Consider the following 17,933-nt stretch of genomic DNA (forward strand, 5'->3'; position numbering starts at 1 on the left):
CTCCCGGATTTTTTTTGTTATACATTAACTGTTTCTGAGGCCTTATTCTTTTTTTCTTCTCTCTTAGCCATCACTGTCGTGCTGTGAACCGCCTGCACTTTGGCAGACGGATCGATATATGTTTTTGCGTTACTAATAGCAGTCGGCCCTTCTCCAAAACCACTCGCGATTAATTTCACTTTTCCTTCATATGTGCAAATATCACCAGCAGCGTAAATACCCGGAATGTTCGTTTCCATTTTCGAGTTGACAACGATACAGTTCTTGTCTAGCTCAAGTTCCCAATCCTTAATCGGTCCAAGCGAAGAGACAAATCCGTAATTGACGACGACATCATCTACATCAATCACTTTCACTTCATCACCTTTTGCTTGTTGAAGAACAACTTGTTCGATCTTGTCATCTCCGATCAATTTTATTGGCACGTACGGTGTCAACACATCTACGGAAGAATTCTTCATTTCCTCAACTGTCGCTTCGTGCGCACGGAATCGATCACGGCGGTGAGCGATTGTCACTTTTTCTGCAATAGGTTCCAACATAAGAGCCCAGTCAACGGCGGAATCTCCGCCGCCGAATAATTGAACTTTTTTCCCTGCAAAACGATTGAGATCTGTGATCAAATAATGCAAATTCGAGTTTTCAAATTTGGTCGCTTCTTCAAGTTCAAGTCTTCTTGGTTGGAAAGAACCATTGCCCGCTGTAATAATGATAGTTTTTGAATAATGTGTTGCTTTGTCTGTGACAAGCTTGAATGTGTTATCTTCTTGCCGTTCAATCTGCTGAACCATTTGACCAAGACTAACTGTCTGTTCAAATTGTTCCATTTGTTCTGTTAAGCGATCAATCAAATCTTGTGCTGTAATTTTTGGAAATCCAGCTACGTCATAAATATATTTTTCTGGATATAAAGCGGATAACTGACCGCCTAGCTGCGGTAAACTCTCGATAATATTACAAGTCATGTTTCGCAATCCAGCGTAAAAAGCAGTAAATAAGCCGACGGGACCTCCGCCGATAATCGTTACATCATAAACCTTCTTATTTTCAGACACGCGTTTTCCTCCTTATTAACGGTATTTCATGCTTCTACTAAAACCTTTTTCTCACGTAAATCAATAATTCGAATCGCCTTTCCTTCCGATTTTGGAAGCGTATTCGGTTTATTGAAAATAACACCCATCGACACTAGACAGTTTGATGAGATCGCTTTTACAATCTCCTTAGATAATTTTTGAATTTTAGGGTGGACAAGATCGCCCGAAATTTCGTTGTATAATTCATTTGTAATTTCAACGTGCAGCTCAACACTTTCCATCGTCCCTTTTTGCAAACGGTGAATTTGATAATTTGGCACAAGATCTTCTACTTGCAGAAGAACACGCTCGATTTCCGATGGGAAAACGTTTACTCCACGTAAGATAATCATGTCATCTGTACGCCCTTTAATGCGTGACATTCTTGTCGTCGTTCGGCCGCATTTACACTTTTCTCGTGTAATAGAAGCAATATCGCCTGTTCGATAACGAATAACCGGGAATGCTTCTTTCGTTAAACTTGTAATGACAAGTTCCCCTTCTTCGCCTTCAGCAACGGCTTCCAGTGTTTTTGGATCAATCACTTCCACATAGAAGTGGTCTTCTTGAATATGCAATCCATCCTGTGCTTCGTGACATTCTATAGAGACTCCTGGTCCAATAATTTCGCTCAACCCGTAAATGTCGACCGCTTTCAAATCAAAGGTTTCTTCAAGCCGATGGCGCATTTCTTCTGACCAAGGTTCCGCACCAAAAATACCGTATTCAATAGACGTTTCTCGAGGATTGATCCCCATATCTTTCATCTTTTCAGCAACCGTCATAATGTATGATGGTGTTCCGGAAATACCTCTTGGTTTGAAATCATCAATCAGCATCACTTGCCTTTCCGTATTCCCCCCAGAAATTGGAACAACAGCTGCGCCTAATTTTTCTACGCCGTAATGGACTCCAATTCCTCCGGTAAATAAACCATAGCCATACGTATTGTGGAAAATATCTCCCTTTCTACCACCCGCGGATACGACTGCACGTGCGACCACTTCCGCCCAGTTATCAATATCGTTTCTCGTATAGCCAACAACAGTCGGTTTACCACTCGTTCCGGAAGAAGCGTGTAATCTGACAATTTCATCTTGCGATACTGCAAATAAACCGAATGGATAGTTATCACGAAGATCACCCTTAATAGTGAAAGGTAGTTTGCTAATATCATCTAAACTTTTAATATCCTTCGGAGTTACCCCTAATTCTTCAAACTTTTGCTTGTAAAAATTCACATGCTTATAGACTTTCTCAGCAGTTTCTTGAAGTCTTTCCAGCTGTAAAGCCTCCATCTCAGGCCGTGATAATGTTTCCATTTGTGGATTGAACACGTTAACTCCTCCTTCTCCTAGTCCTCTTATCCCTCACCAAAACATAACACCAATATCACGAATGAATTAATTTTGTAACATGAATACAGGGTAATCCCTGATTCAGAAAATGTCAATATGAAAATCTGAATACTCTTAATAAAATGTATATTCTTTAATAAATAGCTATTCAGGAACGTCTTGAGTTTAAAAAGAGACTGTCAAGCGTTTCTTCAAAATAAGGGAGAACCCACCTGCATGGATTCTCCTTTATTTATTTCTGAATCTCAATGATTTTGTGCAGATCCTACGCCATAACCGGTATTCGATTTATAAACAACTTCTGCATATTTTTCTTCATCTGCTTTTTCGGTTGACAAAATGGTTCCTAAGTAAGCACCTAAAAAGCCAAGTGGTACAGTAAAGATCGTTGGATTTCCTAGTGGGAACAATGCTTCTCCTACAAAAATAGCTGCACCTGGTTCAGGGTTCCAAACGTTCGGGCTTAAAAAAACAAGAATGACAGAACTCAATAATCCAACGAGCATTCCCGTAATTGCCCCCGATGCATTAAAGCGCCTCCAGTAAATCGTGCACAAAATGACCGGTAAATTGGCGCTAGCTGCGATTCCAAGCGCTAAAACAGACAAAAAGGCGACATTCAGCGTTTGAGAGAATAAAGCAAGAATAATAGATGTAGCGGCTACACTGACTGAAGCAATACGCGCCACTAGTACTTGCTCTTTTTCAGAAACTTTTCCATCCTTTATAATTTCTCCATAAATGTCATGTGCAAATGCGGATGCAGAAGTTAACACAAGTCCAGACACGACAGCCAAAATTGTTGCAAATGCAACTGCTGCAATAAAGGCAAATAAGAAGTCCCCACCGACAACTAAGGACAACAAAGGTGCCGCCATATTTCCAGCTGGATCCGCGCCGACAATCGTATCAAATCCTACAAATGATGCCGCACCGAAACCTAGGAAAATTGTCATGACAAAGAAAGCGCCGATAAACCACGTTGAATAGACAACTGACTTCCGTGCCGTCACCGCATCTTTTACCGTGAAGAACCGCACGAGTAAGTGAGGCAATCCAGCTGCGCCAAGAACAAGCGCCATATTCAATGAAATGATGTCAAGTCCATTCGTGTATTTATTGCCCGGTTGCAGAAATTCCGTCCCAAGTGGCGTAACTGTTTTCACATAATGGAACATTTCTGAAACGTTAAAATTAAACTTTGAAAAAACCATAAACGTTAGGATCCCTGAGCCGCCGAGTAGAAGAACCGCCTTCGTAATCTGAACCCAGCTTGTTGCAGTCATCCCTCCAAATATGACGTAGATCGTCATCATTACCCCTACAATTAAGACGGCTATTCCATAGTCAATGTCAAGTAGAAGTTTAATGAGCCCCCCTGCACCGACAAGTTGGGCAATCATGTAGAAAATGGAGATAACGAGTGTACTAACTGCCGCCATTCCCCTTACTTTTTTCGAATTAAAGCGCGAGGTAATCATATCCGCAAGCGTGAATTTCCCCAGATTTCTAAGCGGTTCCGCCACTAAAAAAAGAAGGAATAGGAATGCCATCAAATTCCCTACACTCATATAAAATCCGTCAAAGCCGATCAGCGCAATCGCGCCTGTAATTCCTAAGAAAGAAGCAGCGGACATAAAATCACCAGCAACCGCCAATCCATTTTGCCAAGCCGTTAGCCCACCGCCCGCTGTATAGAAGTCACTTGCACTTTTCGTTTTCTTTGCTGAAAAGTACGTTATTGTAAGCGTTAACAAGACAATACTTAAAAAAAGCGACAAAGAAAGAAGGCTCATTTCTCCAACTCCTTTTTATGCTTTGTCAATATCTCTTTAACCGTTATATCGTACTTTGCAGCGGTCTTCATATAGACAAGACCTAAAATCCAAACAACTGCGAATTGCAAGAGCGCATAGACCCACGCCCATGTCAGACCGAAAAACGCGTCCCCTTTTAAAACATCTGTATAAGCTGCAAGGATTGGCAAAAGAAAATAAAAAGATAAGAAAAATATTGTTGTTGGTAAAAGAAATGCCTTCTTCTCTTTGATAAGCTTCGCAAATTCCTTCGTTCTGGTTAACTCACTATATGTCTGCTTCGAACCTGTTTCCGTTCCCTTCTGGTAAGGCCATGACGGATCCATCGTTGTTTCATTGGAACCCAATGCTGAATCGTAGCGATCTTTTACATTTATTGTCATTCCAGTTCCCCTTTCTCCCCAAGGATTTTCAGTTTTCAACCAAACTTTTTAAGTACTTGTCCCCATCCTAATTTCTTTTTTTACTCACGCCTTTCCTGACTTATAATCTAACGTAATAAAGTGTTATCGGTATCTTCTGACTTTTCTTGATGTAACCAAAGTATAGCTCAACGTATTTAATACGTTACGTTATGAATTAACATATCACCGTTCATGGGGTTTGTAAATAACTTTTTGAAGTTTTTGTGAATTTGTTTTTAAGAATTATTCAAACTTTCACTTAAAACACTATAATAGCAATGGTTCCAATGATTTTTATATAACACAAAAAGTTCACACACCTTTTTGAGGTTATGAATATACCTAACTTCATAAATGGCAGCAGGAATTTTATTGTTTAATTATCAAGCAAATCTTTTATAATGATAAGAAGATTAGTGATTATAATCGTATTAATGACGATCGGGATGGAAATGGAAATAACTTCCCTAAATAAAAAACATACCAAAATTAGCAGTCTAGACCGCATCTATGGGTCGGATTGCTAATTTTAGTATGTTTTATGATCACTATTGCCGCACAAACAATATTTTAAAACTCTGATGATGATCCTCTGCGGTGATAAGCCGAAAGAGCGTTATGTTCACAACAGAAAAAATCCGATACCCATAATGAGATACGCCGCAAAAAGCATCAACCCTTCAAACCAATTAGACTCCCCATCATTGCTTACATTAATGACAAGAAACGTCGCTGTAATCATCGCCACCAATTCAGGAATCGTGAAAACCAGCGGCATTGGCTCGGGCATAAAGAGCGAGATAAGTACGAGTACGGGCGCTACGAACATCGCCACTTGCAAAGTCGATCCAACCGCAATTTCAACAGAAATGTCCATTTTATTTTTTATCGCCATCGTAATCGCGGAAAAATGTTCGGCGGCATTCCCTACAATCGCGACAATGATGATCCCAATAAACAATTCTGACCAACCAAATTTCTCGCCAAGCGTCTCAAATGTATGAACAAGTTGTTCCGACACAAAGGCAACAGCAACTGTTGAGAGTAGAAGGATTAAAATCGACTTCCCTTTCGTCCACTCGGGCGTCTCGGTTTCTTCATGATCAGATGCGCCAAAAACTCCCCGGTGCGTCACCAATTTAAAAAACAATCCCGCAAGATACAAAGTAATGAGAATGACAGAAATCCCAATACTTAAACTTAATGTCTTCGGACGATCTAGTGTCATCGAAAAGATCTCAGGAATGACAAAGGCTACAATGACAGCGAAAATGAGCAAACCAGAGTTATATCTTGCATCTTGAATACTGAAATTTTGCCGTTTAAATTTAACGCCGCCCGCAAAGAAGGAAAGTCCCAAGACAAGCAGCAAGTTACCTAGGACAGAACCCGTAAGTGAAGCTAAAACGATGCCAATCATGCCAGCCTTTAATGTGAAGATGGAAATAATGAGTTCAACCGCATTTCCAAACGTCGCATTTAACAAACCGCCAATCCTCGGCCCGCTTACAATGGCCAAACTTTCCGTCGCCCGCCCCATCACACCCGCAAGTGCAATAATGGTTACGCTGCAAAGAAAAAACATTGGAATGTCTCCCCAATGAAAAATGGCACCTGCAATGACAAATGGTACACCAACAAAAATGAGTATCGTAAATAACCGGTTCAATGGAAGCCCCCCTGTTGGATAAAAAGAGTACTCTTCCTATCTTTTCCCTAAAGAAAAGATCAAAACATTCATTTTTACATTCGTGACACAGTCACAAAAGAGTTTCTATTGTTTACGCATACCGTAAAAGAATGAGCAAAGCGGCCTACACAATGAACGTGTAGACCGCCTTATTTTCATTGCTTCTGTGCAAATTGATCAAACAGCTACCAAATGCCCAAATAGGCTCACCAATGTCAAACTAACAGCACCAACTGCAACGGCAGCAATGAGGCCGATCAAAAATGGTTTGATGCCCAGCCCTTTAAATTTACTGAAGTCAGTGGATAGCCCAACGCCAGCCATTGCCAACCCAAGCATATATGTCGTACCAAAAGAACTGCTGGCACTATAAAAACTCTTCCATGCATCTGGTTCTAAAAAGCCAAACGCTACGCCATTATTCGTAATATTCATGTCTCCAATCGTACGAACAAGTGCCAACAATAGAAAACCAATAACAAATAATGGAATAAATTTATACCATTTTGGGATGTTTCGCTCTTCGCCAATCCCACCCTCTTGACTAGCATTTTTATAAAAGAAAAACGAAATAAGCGGAATGACAGCAATGATAAATAAATTCCTTGTAAGTTTTGTAACCATCGCGACATCAACGGCCTGTTCCATATCAAATACCTGATTAAAAATGAGTGCTGCCCCTGTCACTTGTGCTGTGTCATGAATAGCTGTTCCTAAAAACAAGCCTGCTTTAATCGGATCATCTGCAAAAAACAGATTGGCTAAGTATGGGTAAAACAACATACCGACTAAACCGAAAACCGTAATATTAGCGACCGCGTATGAGATTTCATTGTCTTTCGCCTTTAATACTGGAGAAGTCGCCATAATCGCTGTAACGCCGCAAATTCCTGTTCCGCAAGCAATTAATGTACCAAGACGTTTAGACTGATTGAGCTTTTTGGTGAAAAATAATGTTACGAAAATACCGCAAGAAATACAGATCACAACAAGCGGAATCCCCCACGCTCCTAGTCTTACTGCTTCTATTAAACTGAGACGAAGACCTAATAAAATAATTCCGGCCCTTAACGCATACTTGACTGAGAAAGCAGCACCTTCGACGAAGATCGGGTGCAGCTTCAGCGCATTCCGAATGATGATTCCAATGAGGATTGCCACAAATATGCCCGATACAGGACTTGCGCTTCCCTCCGGCAAAATATTCAGCTTCACAATGACTACGCCGATTAACTCCGCCAAGTAGATCCCCAGCATCATGATTAGAAAACAAATCACGAGACCCGGGAGAATGACACTTACATAATTTCGGTTAGGAGTGGCCGCCACCTTATTCATATACATTTTAATCGTCTCCATTAGTTCTCCCTCACTTTCAATTTAAAATCAATCTAGACCATAGATACCAGACGAGTCATGACGTCCGTACCAGTTCATTTTAGGTACTTCTAGTATAATCATCTAAAGGTTGATAATTCAATATTTTTCGTCATTTAGGGGTATATGAATATTGAATAAGTATAATTATAAAACAAGATAAATGCGGTCTAACCATACAATTGGTACTATTTGAACGACTTTTAGGATAATGCGCCTCTTCACACTAGACATGACTAAAAGAGCCAGGCTCACATTAAATGTACAATGGTGCCTAGCTCTTCGTTTTAGTGATTGTGTTCTTCTGCAGCATCTGCTTCCGCTTTGGTCATATGAACCGTTCCAAATGGATGGTTCGGAGGTGCATAAATGGTGTAGAGCTTTAGCGGAACATTGCCTGTATTCGTTAGATTATGCCATGTTCCAGCAGGAACCATAATTGCGGAATCATCATCAACCATTCTTCTAAAATCTAAACGATCCCTACTTCTCCCCATTTGAACAATTCCTTGGCCTTGTTCAATACGCAAAAATTGATCAACATCAGGATGCATTTCTAAACCGATCTCTTCGCCAACATTTAGGCTCATTAACGTAACTTGCAAATGTTTCCCTGTCCATAAAGCAGTGCGAAATGTATTGTTTTGCTCCGCTGCTTCATCGATATTGACAACATACGGATTGGGGCCATAATCTTTTAACATCATATTTTCATCGTCGTTATTTACGTAAAAAGAATCCAATCCATTTGCATACACGACCCTATCCGGAAAGGTACCAACCTGTCTTCCATAGTGGTACATGGGGATGTAACCGTAATAAGGATACTGATAGGGATACCCATATGGATAATTGTACATTTCTTTCAATCCCTTCGCAGTTCGTCGAGTTATCCTATGCGTTTACTATTGGGAATGGCACTGAAGTATGCATGATTCTTAAAATGAAATTAGGCGCTGTTCCTTGGTTCAGGAAAGCGCTTTACTCCATCTCTTCTACCTACCGATCGAGCCGATCAAGGATTTGTAACAATAGTTTATTTGACGTCTCTGAGTTAGATACATTTTGATCAAGCTGCTTTTTTAATTCATCAATTTGTTTTTGAAGATCCGCTGTCTGTTTGGCTTGCTGCTGATCAGAAATTTGATCTTCCTGAATCGCAATGATTCCCCCTATAACGGCCACCATATCCCCAAACGCCGAAATAGCTGCCCCCAATAACGCAATTTTATCACCGGCCTGTGGGGACGATTCATTGCCAGAACGGGCACCTATTTCTTCAATTTCAAACAATGGGAACTCTCTTGTCAACTGAAATTCCCCCTTACCCATTTGCAAACGAAATGATACTGAACTTAGTATATGAAGGTTTCGGACAATGGGTTCAAGCACAGTTCCATTTTATAAGCGTCTAAGAAAGACCCCCAAGTCCATAGTCCTTCATCCTATACATTGTAAGATCAGCATAGCGAATAAGTTCATCAACATCCCTTCCATGTGTCGGAAAAACTGCAAGTCCAACCGATGCCTCAATTGAATAATTCGGAATGAACGCAGTAGCCGAGAACTCTTGCTCCAATTTTCTAATCAAATCATTGGATGCGTTTGGAGACAATCGAGAGATGAGTATAATAAATTCGTCACCGCCCCAACGAGCGATAAAATCTTCATTCGTTGTAATTTTTTTCAATATGCATGAAACATGACGCAATAGCTCGTCACCTTTTTCGTGACCATATGTATCATTGACTTTTTTAAAATTATTAAGATCAATCATGACAACACCAAATTGTCGGCCTTTTCTTTGGTAGTTCGTCTTAAATCTTTTCAGCGCCTTCTCAAAGGAACGCCGATTATAAACGTCTGTCAAAGGATCTTTTTCAGCGTAATATTTAGCAAAGTCATATTGTTTTCCGCACCACCAAGCAACGAGCAGAAAAATTACTGTTAAGATAAAAAAATCAGTTTGAAATTGGACGTCCATATAATGATGGTAATAAAAATAGCGCAAAATATTAAATAATCCCACAACTAAAATCGAAAAAACTCTTCCCCTATACCCCATAGCCGCTCCCTCTTTTTCTTTAAACTACTTATTATTTTAATATAACCTAAGACAATTGTCCTGTATGTTACTTATTTAGCCACTCATGAGGAAAGTACTGCCGCATTTTATGTAAGCTAGGTGCCGCTGACACCTAGTTCGTTCACTCACCAGTAAACGCCCCCGGAACTGATCCACTTACTGGTTGAAGCCTTTTTTGTTTACGCTCTGCTTTAAGTATTTTCATTAAAACGCGCTGCACTTCTATTGTTTCTTTTGTACAATGCATTGGATCTGCCAAATTCTTTTGTTCTAAAGGATCTTCCGTTAAATTATACAATTCAAATTCATCTAGCACGGGCTGTTCTTTTCTCTGTGTTGTACAATCCTTTTTATTCAAAATCGCATCGCTTTCCCCTGGACTGGTCCAGAATTGCGGATTGTCAAAATACCGTCCAAACTTCCATTTTTCCTTCCGGCCATTTTTGCCTGTTTCGAGCATCGCCACTACTGCTTCAATCGAACATGGCTGTATGACCGATTCATACGCTTTACCAGTCACTGCATTCGCCTGACGCAATCCTTTTGATACATGATCATCCGTCATGAAGTAAATGGGTTCGTTAATTCTTGAAAAATGCCCATATCCTTTCACAAGCGGCTTTAAATTTCGCCCAACGAACGAATGTACTTCCGTATGATCTTTAGAAAGAATCTGCTGGACTTTGTGAACGTTAATTTCCGAAAGACCTAGCAAAGTAGGCAGTACATCCACATGACTCGTTAGCATATCTGTACTTGCTTGTTGAGGAAATAAAATAGGATTGGATATAATGAACGGAACATGAATCGACTCTTCATACATATTATACCACTTTTGATACAAGCCGCCGTGCGCCCCCAATAATTCACCGTGATCTGAAATAAATACAACGATCGTATTTTTGTGAAAACGGGATTGTTGAAGAGCATTTAATACTTTCATCACTTCAGCATCTGCTTGCTTCATTAAACTAAAATACAGTTGACGGTAAAAGTTATTATCAATAATGGGCTGCAGCATTTTCGGATACGTATCACGATAACTAGCTTGCGCTTGCGGTTTTTCAAGTAATGAATCTAACGTGGTGGGGGCGGGCGGTATATAAGGAAGTGTGTCATCGACGGTAAAACGGTAGTTGGATGAGACGGCTGTAAAGATCCCATACAACGCAATATCATGCGGATTTACAATTGAACAAGTGATCAGCCACGGTTTATGATCCTTTTCACTAGACGCCTGATCGTGTAATTTTTTTATTAATTCTACAGTTTTAGCCGAATAGACTTCATCGCGGCCGCTCGTGCCAATAGCTGCGGATGATCCAGAATTTCTTGGATCGGCACCGTGGGGATCTGGTCCTATCCAGTCAGAATAGCCGTATTCATCTAATCGATTCGCCTTTTGATAATGATTTTCTTTCGCCAAACTAGGTGCACCAGTAGACGGATCATAGCTTGGCAATGCATTATGCGTCCCTGGTATTAAAATATCTGCTTCTGAAGCGTGCCATTTGCCTTGCCAGTACGTATCGTAGCCAGCAGCACGGAAATAATCGCCCATCGTTGGCACAGTGTTCGGATCGAGCCAAAATTGATCGGCATCAAAAGATCCTTTGGCTGCGCCGGGTGTTTGAGAAACGCCATGAAGCGATGGGTATTGTCCAGTGAACAATGTTGTCCGGCTCGGTGCACATGCCGTACTGCTAACGTAATGATTTTGAAATTCCATCCCATGTTTCAGCAACCATTGGTGCGCTTGTAAGTTTTCCTTGCGCCATTTGCTTAACTCTTCTGATTCATAGACAGTAGGATAACGTTCCTGATCCACGATAATAAAGAGGATATTAGGACGTTTTAGCCGACGAGGGTATCGCTGATTTCTTTTCTTATCCATGCTAACCACTCCCCTTCGTTCCTTTATTTATCATATGAGAAAAGAAGAGAAGTCGTGTCATTCGCCGTGACGTTTTTAAAGTTGTACTTTCGAACTACGTAGTGCACCTCTCTATTCTCGATTTAGAAAAACCAAATTATCTGTTTTACATATACTAAAATCAAAAATAGCACAAACCATGTTCCAGGTTTGTGCTACCCTATTATTTCTTCTCATTGCTCGCAGGCAAAATATGGGCTGGAATTGGAGATTTGTACACATCGTCGCCGAGACGTTCTTTTAGTTCTATTTTGCTTCTTTCAATTAGCTCTGGATTTCTCAGCATTTCGAGCGCCGTTCCTGCCATTACTTTCCCTGCCATTAACATTCCTTTTTGGGCAATGGACGTGTTCCCAATAGAGACAACTTGCCACGTATGAGCAGGTGTACCAATTACCCAACAAGCACTAAAAATTTGAGCGGTTGGCGTAACCCAGCTGACATCCCCGACATCAGTCGAGCCGAAAATAGTTGGTTCAGCTACCGCATCATAAGGATGAAGGACATCTGCCATTGCTTTTCCTTTTAATTGAGCCGCAACTTCTTTTGGCATTTTCCCCATGTCGTTCTCAATATCTGCCGCTGACAATGTCGCTTGTAGTTGTTTGGCGAATGCAAGCTCTTCTTCACTATATTCCGGCACACCAATTTCATTAAACACTTCATACATTTTCGTTTCAATTGTTTTATTTGGAATAAGATTTGAACAAGCTTTATCGAAAATGATTTCAACTTCCGTCCCTGTCATTAAGGCTGCGCCTTTTGCGATATTACACACCCGCTCGTAAATTTCTTGGACTTGTGGTGTTTTAGGCGCACGAATTAAGTACAAAACTTCCGCCTCAGCTTGGACGACGTTCGGCGAGAAACCACCTGAATTGGTGATGGCATAGTGAACCCGTGCTTCAGGAATAATATGTTCACGCAAGTAGTTCACACCAACGTTCATTAGCTCAACTGCATCTAATGCACTTCTGCCAAGATGCGGAGCGGCCGCTGCGTGAGCACTTTTCCCTTTAAAACGATAGTAAACTTGATAGTTTGCAAGTGAATTGCCTGTAAAAATTTCATTCGTTGACCATGGATGCCAACATAATGCAAAATCGACATCATCAAAAATGCCTGCGCGTGTCATGTACGTTTTGCCAGAACCGCCTTCTTCTGCCGGACAGCCATAGTAACGAATCGTTCCTTCTAATCCTTCTTTTTCCATTAAATCCTTTAATGCGACTGCAGCGGCTAATGAGCCTGTCCCGAGCAAATTATGCCCGCAGCCATGTCCATTTCCGCCTTGTTCAATCGGTGAGGCATTTGACGTGCCACCTTCTTGGCTTAATCCGGAAAGCGCGTCATATTCTCCTAAAAACGCAATAACGGGACTGCCAGAACCATAACTGCCTACAAAGGCTGTCGGCATGTCGGCGAGTCCCTTTTCGACTTGAAAACCTTCGGAATCTAGCGTTTCACAAAGTAACGCCGCTGATTGCACTTCCTCAAAGCGCGTTTCCGCAAAATCCCAAATTTGTTCACTTACATTTATCCATTTCTCTTTCTTTTCCTCTATTAATTGTACTATCTTTTGAAGATCATTCACCTATATCCCTCCTGCTTTTCATTTACTTTTTGCCAGTTCTTTTGCGGTGCGGAATAATAGATCGACACCAGTCAGCAGTACATCCTCCTCATAGTCGAACCGTTCATGATGATGTCCCGCCGCCAAATTCGTCCCAACGATCACATACGTCGCAAGACCGCCTCGTTCTTTCACTCTTTCCATGAAATAAGTGGCGTCTTCAGAACCGGCAGATTGATCACTTATCGGAATAACTTGATCGATATACGGTATCGTTTTGGCCACCTCGGAAATGATGTCCACTAACGCTTCGCTTGGTGTACTGCTCACCGCTTCACCGACGATTTCTATGTCAACTTCTGTTTGATGCATCGCAGCCGCACCTGTTAAAATCGATAAAGCTTGCCCACGCACATAATCATTCACTTCGGATGTTTCCCCGCGCGTTTCAATCTGTAAATACGCTTGCGGTGCGATAATATTGCGTCCGCTCCCAGCTTCTAACACACCGACGTTAATGCGGGATGCACCGTTTGCATGACGAGGAATTCCATATAATCCGAGCACTGCCGTTGAGGCCGCTACTAATGCATTATGCCCTTCATTCGGTGCTGCCCCCGCATGAGCAGCTTTCCCTTTAAATACCACATCCATTTTCGTCGTGGCTAGAAAACCTGCATTTCCCGCGACGACATGACGAACTGGAACACCTGTCCCAATATGTGTGGCAATGAAAAAGTCCACATCATCAACAACACCTGCTTCTGTCATCGATTTTGCACCGCGCGTCCCTTCTTCCGCAGGTTGAAAAATTAACTTCATTACCCCGTTGAGCGAATCTTTATTTTCCATGAGCAATTTAGCAAGCCCCATTCCGATCGCTGTATGACCGTCATGACCGCAAGCATGCATTGTTTTTTCATTCACGGAAGCAAATCCCTCGTCAAACGGAAGATGGCCGGGTGACAATTCTTCTTGAATTTCAAGTGCATCCATATCTACACGAAATGCAACCGTTGGACCCGGTCTTCCCGTATCAAGGACACCAACAACACCTGTCAGGCCATCCGTCAATCGTTCCAACCATTTTTCATCGGCACCGTTCTCTCTTGCCCACGCTGCATGTGCATCCAATGCAGCCTGATCCGGCACTCCCATTCTCGCTTCTCGGTTCATCACTTCTTCCCCTGCGTAAACCGTATACCCTAACGCCTCTAAATAGCGAGCGACGAGCGATGCCGTCCGTATTTCCATAAAGCCAATTTCTGGGTATTGATGAAAGTCGCGCCTCCAGTATTGCAGCTGTTGCTGGAGTGCTTTACTCTGTTGTTGCTTGTCCATAAACTCCACCCCCACATATTTTAAAAAATGGCGTACTGCTACGGTCTATCCGCAACAGTACGCCATGTCAATGTACATAATTTAAGGTGTATAGAATGGCGTCACGCCTGGTCCAAATGGAATGCCAGCGTAGAAGAACACAAGGATCATAAGAATCCAACTGACAAGAAATGCAATGGAGTAAGGAAGCATTAAGGAGATTAATGTTCCAATTCCAGCTTTTTTGTCATACTCGCGCATGAACGATAAAATCACAACGAAATACGCATTTAACGGCGTAATAATATTTGTTGAAGAATCCGCAATCCGGTAAGCGACTTGTGTAAATGCTGGGTGGTACCCTAGCTGCATGAAGAGCGGCACAAATACAGGTGCTTCCATCGCCCATTTTGCTGAACCAGAAGTAATTAAGAAATTTAGCATAGCCGTGAACAGGATATAGCCAATAATGACCCACATGCCTGTTAAATTGATTTCGTTTAACCATTCTGCACCATTAACCGCAATCCATGTACCAATATTGGACCAGTTAAAATAAGAAATGAATTGAGATGCCGCAAAAATCAGTACGATATAACCCGATAAATCGCGAATAGATGTGTTCATATGTTTCGCAACATCTTTTGTCGATTTTATCGTGCCAGTCGTCAACCCGTAGGCAACGCCAATGGTTACGAAGAAAAAGATAATAATTGGCACAATACCCGTTAAAAATGGTGAAGGGATCATACCGCCATCTTCATTGCGAAGCGGAGAGTTAGGCCAGAAAATAACAAGCAGCAGTAAGGCGATGTAACCGAGTCCTGCTAAACCTGCATTACGAAGCCCTTTACCTGCATTCGGCAAATCTTCGTCCATAGCCTTTAATACGGCTTCTCCGGTAAATTTACCAAGTTTCGGCTCGATAATTTTATCAGTAATGAGTCCGCCGACAATTGTCAAGACAAAAACAGATGCAATGTTAAAATACCAGTTGTCTACCGGTGTGACGATGACTGTTTCATCAATAATTTTAGCAGCTTCCGTCGTAATTCCTGCTAACAGCGCATCCGTTCCAACGACTAATAAGTTTGCAGTAAATCCAGCACCTGCGCTCGCAAACCCAGCGGCAAGACCAGCTAGCGGATGACGACCAAGCTTATAAAATACCATTGCCGCAAGCGGTGGGATTAAAATCATCGCTGCGTCGGAAGCTAAATTCCCCATAATCCCAGTAAAAACAATTGCATATGTAACTAATTTTTTAGGTGCTTTTAAAACCGTTTTTTTAATGGCCGTTTCGAGCAAACCAACTTTTTCTGCTAATCCAATCCCAAGCATCATCGCAAGAACAAGCCCTAAAGGTGCAAAGCCTGTAAAGTTCGTAATCATGGATGATAATATATATTGCAAACCTTCACCCGAAATTAAGCTTTTAATTTCTAGTTTTTCTCCTGTGCCAGGATGAATAACCGATGCATTAAATTGTGCGAAAATAAAAGATGCAACCATAACTGCGATTGCCAAATAGACAAATAGCATGAATGGATCAGGTAGTCTATTTCCAACTTTTTCAACGCCATTTAAAAATCGAATGAAGAATCCTTGTTTTTCAGATTTCACTGTAGATCTTTCCATATCTTACCTCCAATGTTTTAAGTACTGTCCTTATCAACAGGCCAGGTTCATTTTAATAGATGAATGCGCTTTCATTATGATGAAAAAAATATTTTGAAAACTACGACACTGTAGTCGTAAAAAACTATTTTTAGACCTATTTAAGACATGTCATGAAAGAAGTATAACAGGCTCATTTTAAGATTGCAATCATACTTTTCCTGAAAACTACTAAATACTACTAAAAACTACTGAAAACATTATGATTTTCTCAATTATGATTGAACACTCTTGAGTTTTTTTAGTATAGTTAAAATTAATGGATTTTTCGGGAAAGGATCGGATTGAAAATGCTTAAAATTGGGGTTATTACAGCAAGCCACTCCATTAAAATGATTCAACAAGTCGAATCATACTTGCCAAATGATTGTGAGTTAACATTTATTCCGTACCGACAAATTAAAGAAATTGTAGAATTATACGAGCAGCACCATTTGTACTATGATGGTATCCTTTTTAGCGGTAGGCTGGCTTATAAAATATTGTTGCAGCATAGAGAGGATTTGCCTACACCAACTTTTTACTTAGAAATTACGGAGGGCGATTTTTATAAACACCTATTTGTGATCCGCAACCAATATAAAGAACTGCAGTTTTCAAGAGTTTTTATTGATTTTTTAGATGACAATGAAAATGCGTTTGGCTTGTATGAAGTCTTAGCAGAAGACGAAAGACCTTATGCGATGCAACCGGAGTATTCTGAGGAAATCTATGAAAAAACATTGCAAAAACATTTAACACTTTGGCATGAAGGAAAAATTGATTACGCCATTACGCGTTTAAGTAATATCGTTCACCGATTAAATGAAGCGGGCATTCCTAATACCTTTATCTTCCCATCTACAAAATCGATTTGGGAGCAATTACAGCAAATCATTCACGAGTTGCAAATCTCCCATCTGCAAGAAAACCAATGGGCGATTGGGATCATCACATTAAAAAACGAGACTGACAGTGAACTAGACTTTACACAAGTTTTATTACACAAAGCTTTGTTAGAGTTTAATCAGCAAACAAAAGCTTTTTCCATCATTCAAAAAAAGCGTGAGGGTTTTGAAGTCGTTACTTCACAGAGTGAGTTGAAAAAGTTAACAAATGATTTTACAAATTGCTCCGCCATTCACTACTTAACGAATGCACTTCCCTTCCAAGTGAACATTGGCTGGAGTGTAGGAACGACACTCTATCAAACAAAAAAGGATGCCTACATTGCCAATACTGAAGCGGCTGCACATCATTTTTCTTGCGCTTTCGCTATGATTGACCAGGAAGAGGTCGTTGGCCCGCTTGGAATGGATACTTGCATTGAGTATAGCATTGCCGTCGATCCAGAAATTGAGCGATTAAGCGAGCGTTTAGAGATCTCCAGTCTCCATATCCAGAAAATACTAGCTGTCCTTTCAAATAACCAATCAAACGAACTGACCTCAGAAGATCTCGCCCATCATTTAGGACATACCGTTCGCCAAGCGAATCGGATTTTAAATAAGCTGGAAGAAAAAGGTGTTGCCGAAACGATCTATCGAAAACAAGAAAAGTTAAGAGGTCGCCCCAAAAAAGTATATCGCATCGACTTTCGAAAAACGTCCCAACGCAAAGAGTAGTTGCGCTGGGACGTTTGG

14 protein-coding genes are annotated in these 17,933 nt (G+C 41.0%); 1 reads left to right on the top strand and 13 read right to left on the bottom strand.

Annotated elements, in window-relative coordinates; translation table 11 throughout:
* Positions 1 to 17 precede the first annotated feature (17 nt).
* The 13 genes from AU377_RS08300 to AU377_RS08360 all read right to left on the bottom strand — a co-directional run bounded on the left by AU377_RS08300 (position 18) and on the right by AU377_RS08360 (position 16,272).
* Positions 18 to 1,055 (bottom strand): NAD(P)/FAD-dependent oxidoreductase, encoded by a 1,038-nt coding sequence (locus tag AU377_RS08300; protein ID WP_067406815.1) that lies wholly within the window; start codon positions 1,053 to 1,055, stop codon positions 18 to 20.
* Between the two features lie 26 nt (positions 1,056 to 1,081).
* Positions 1,082 to 2,398, bottom strand: coding sequence for a phenylacetate--CoA ligase family protein (locus AU377_RS08305; protein ID WP_067407242.1), 1,317 nt, complete (start codon positions 2,396 to 2,398; stop codon positions 1,082 to 1,084).
* 281 nt (positions 2,399 to 2,679) lie between these two features.
* Positions 2,680 to 4,230 (bottom strand): cation acetate symporter, encoded by a 1,551-nt coding sequence (locus AU377_RS08310; protein WP_067406818.1) that lies wholly within the window; start codon positions 4,228 to 4,230, stop codon positions 2,680 to 2,682.
* Positions 4,227 to 4,634 (bottom strand): DUF485 domain-containing protein, encoded by a 408-nt coding sequence (locus AU377_RS08315; RefSeq protein ID WP_067406821.1) that lies wholly within the window; start codon positions 4,632 to 4,634, stop codon positions 4,227 to 4,229. Before AU377_RS08315 ends, AU377_RS08310 begins: the two co-directional genes overlap by 4 nt.
* Positions 4,635 to 5,277: 643 nt before the next feature.
* Entirely contained in the window at positions 5,278 to 6,324 is a 1,047-nt protein-coding gene (gene cax, locus AU377_RS08320; protein WP_067406825.1) for a calcium/proton exchanger, read from the bottom strand.
* Between the two features lie 198 nt (positions 6,325 to 6,522).
* Positions 6,523 to 7,704, bottom strand: a complete 1,182-nt coding sequence (locus AU377_RS08325; RefSeq protein ID WP_253724429.1) for a YeiH family protein — start codon at positions 7,702 to 7,704, stop codon at positions 6,523 to 6,525.
* Positions 7,705 to 8,009: 305 nt separating this feature from the next.
* Positions 8,010 to 8,582 carry a cupin domain-containing protein gene (locus tag AU377_RS08330; RefSeq protein WP_067406828.1) on the bottom strand — a complete coding sequence of 191 codons (573 nt, stop codon included), beginning with the start codon at positions 8,580 to 8,582 and terminating at the stop codon, positions 8,010 to 8,012.
* A 139-nt stretch (positions 8,583 to 8,721) separates the two neighbouring features.
* Positions 8,722 to 9,033, bottom strand: a complete 312-nt coding sequence (locus tag AU377_RS08335) for a hypothetical protein (protein ID WP_067406830.1) — start codon at positions 9,031 to 9,033, stop codon at positions 8,722 to 8,724.
* 100 nt (positions 9,034 to 9,133) lie between these two features.
* Positions 9,134 to 9,787 carry a GGDEF domain-containing protein gene (locus AU377_RS08340; RefSeq protein WP_067406833.1) on the bottom strand — a complete coding sequence of 218 codons (654 nt, stop codon included), beginning with the start codon at positions 9,785 to 9,787 and terminating at the stop codon, positions 9,134 to 9,136.
* 142 nt (positions 9,788 to 9,929) lie between these two features.
* Positions 9,930 to 11,702, bottom strand: coding sequence for a sulfatase-like hydrolase/transferase (locus AU377_RS08345; RefSeq protein ID WP_067406836.1), 1,773 nt, complete (start codon positions 11,700 to 11,702; stop codon positions 9,930 to 9,932).
* Between the two features lie 202 nt (positions 11,703 to 11,904).
* Complete coding sequence (locus tag AU377_RS08350; RefSeq protein ID WP_067406838.1) at positions 11,905 to 13,335, bottom strand: M20 family metallopeptidase; 1,431 nt, start codon at positions 13,333 to 13,335, stop codon at positions 11,905 to 11,907.
* An 18-nt stretch (positions 13,336 to 13,353) separates the two neighbouring features.
* Positions 13,354 to 14,655 (bottom strand): amidohydrolase, encoded by a 1,302-nt coding sequence (locus tag AU377_RS08355; RefSeq protein ID WP_067406841.1) that lies wholly within the window; start codon positions 14,653 to 14,655, stop codon positions 13,354 to 13,356.
* Between the two features lie 81 nt (positions 14,656 to 14,736).
* The gene (locus AU377_RS08360; protein ID WP_067406844.1) at positions 14,737 to 16,272 is read right to left on the bottom strand and encodes an AbgT family transporter; all 1,536 of its coding nucleotides are present in this window, start codon (positions 16,270 to 16,272) and stop codon (positions 14,737 to 14,739) included.
* Positions 16,273 to 16,595: 323 nt separating this feature from the next.
* Here AU377_RS08360 and AU377_RS08365 point away from each other — a divergent pair, with 323 nt between their 5' ends.
* On the top strand, positions 16,596 to 17,915 hold the full coding sequence (locus AU377_RS08365; RefSeq protein ID WP_067406847.1) for a hypothetical protein: 1,320 nt from the start codon (positions 16,596 to 16,598) through the stop codon (positions 17,913 to 17,915).
* Positions 17,916 to 17,933: the final 18 nt, after the last annotated feature.

Origin of the sequence: Sporosarcina sp. HYO08, from assembly GCF_001563475.1 — a bacterium.
GTDB lineage: Bacteria > Bacillota > Bacilli > Bacillales_A > Planococcaceae > Sporosarcina.

Coding starts and splice junctions, on each gene's coding strand:
- AU377_RS08330 (WP_067406828.1), bottom strand. CDS start 8,582: ATGTACAATTATCCATATGGGTATCCCTATCAGTATCCTTATTACGGT.
- AU377_RS08340 (WP_067406833.1), bottom strand. CDS start 9,787: ATGGGGTATAGGGGAAGAGTTTTTTCGATTTTAGTTGTGGGATTATTT.
- AU377_RS08345 (WP_067406836.1), bottom strand. CDS start 11,702: ATGGATAAGAAAAGAAATCAGCGATACCCTCGTCGGCTAAAACGTCCT.
- AU377_RS08325 (WP_253724429.1), bottom strand. CDS start 7,704: ATGGAGACGATTAAAATGTATATGAATAAGGTGGCGGCCACTCCTAAC.
- AU377_RS08310 (WP_067406818.1), bottom strand. CDS start 4,230: ATGAGCCTTCTTTCTTTGTCGCTTTTTTTAAGTATTGTCTTGTTAACG.
- AU377_RS08355 (WP_067406841.1), bottom strand. CDS start 14,655: ATGGACAAGCAACAACAGAGTAAAGCACTCCAGCAACAGCTGCAATAC.
- AU377_RS08315 (WP_067406821.1), bottom strand. CDS start 4,634: ATGACAATAAATGTAAAAGATCGCTACGATTCAGCATTGGGTTCCAAT.
- AU377_RS08305 (WP_067407242.1), bottom strand. CDS start 2,398: ATGGAAACATTATCACGGCCTGAGATGGAGGCTTTACAGCTGGAAAGA.
- AU377_RS08360 (WP_067406844.1), bottom strand. CDS start 16,272: ATGGAAAGATCTACAGTGAAATCTGAAAAACAAGGATTCTTCATTCGA.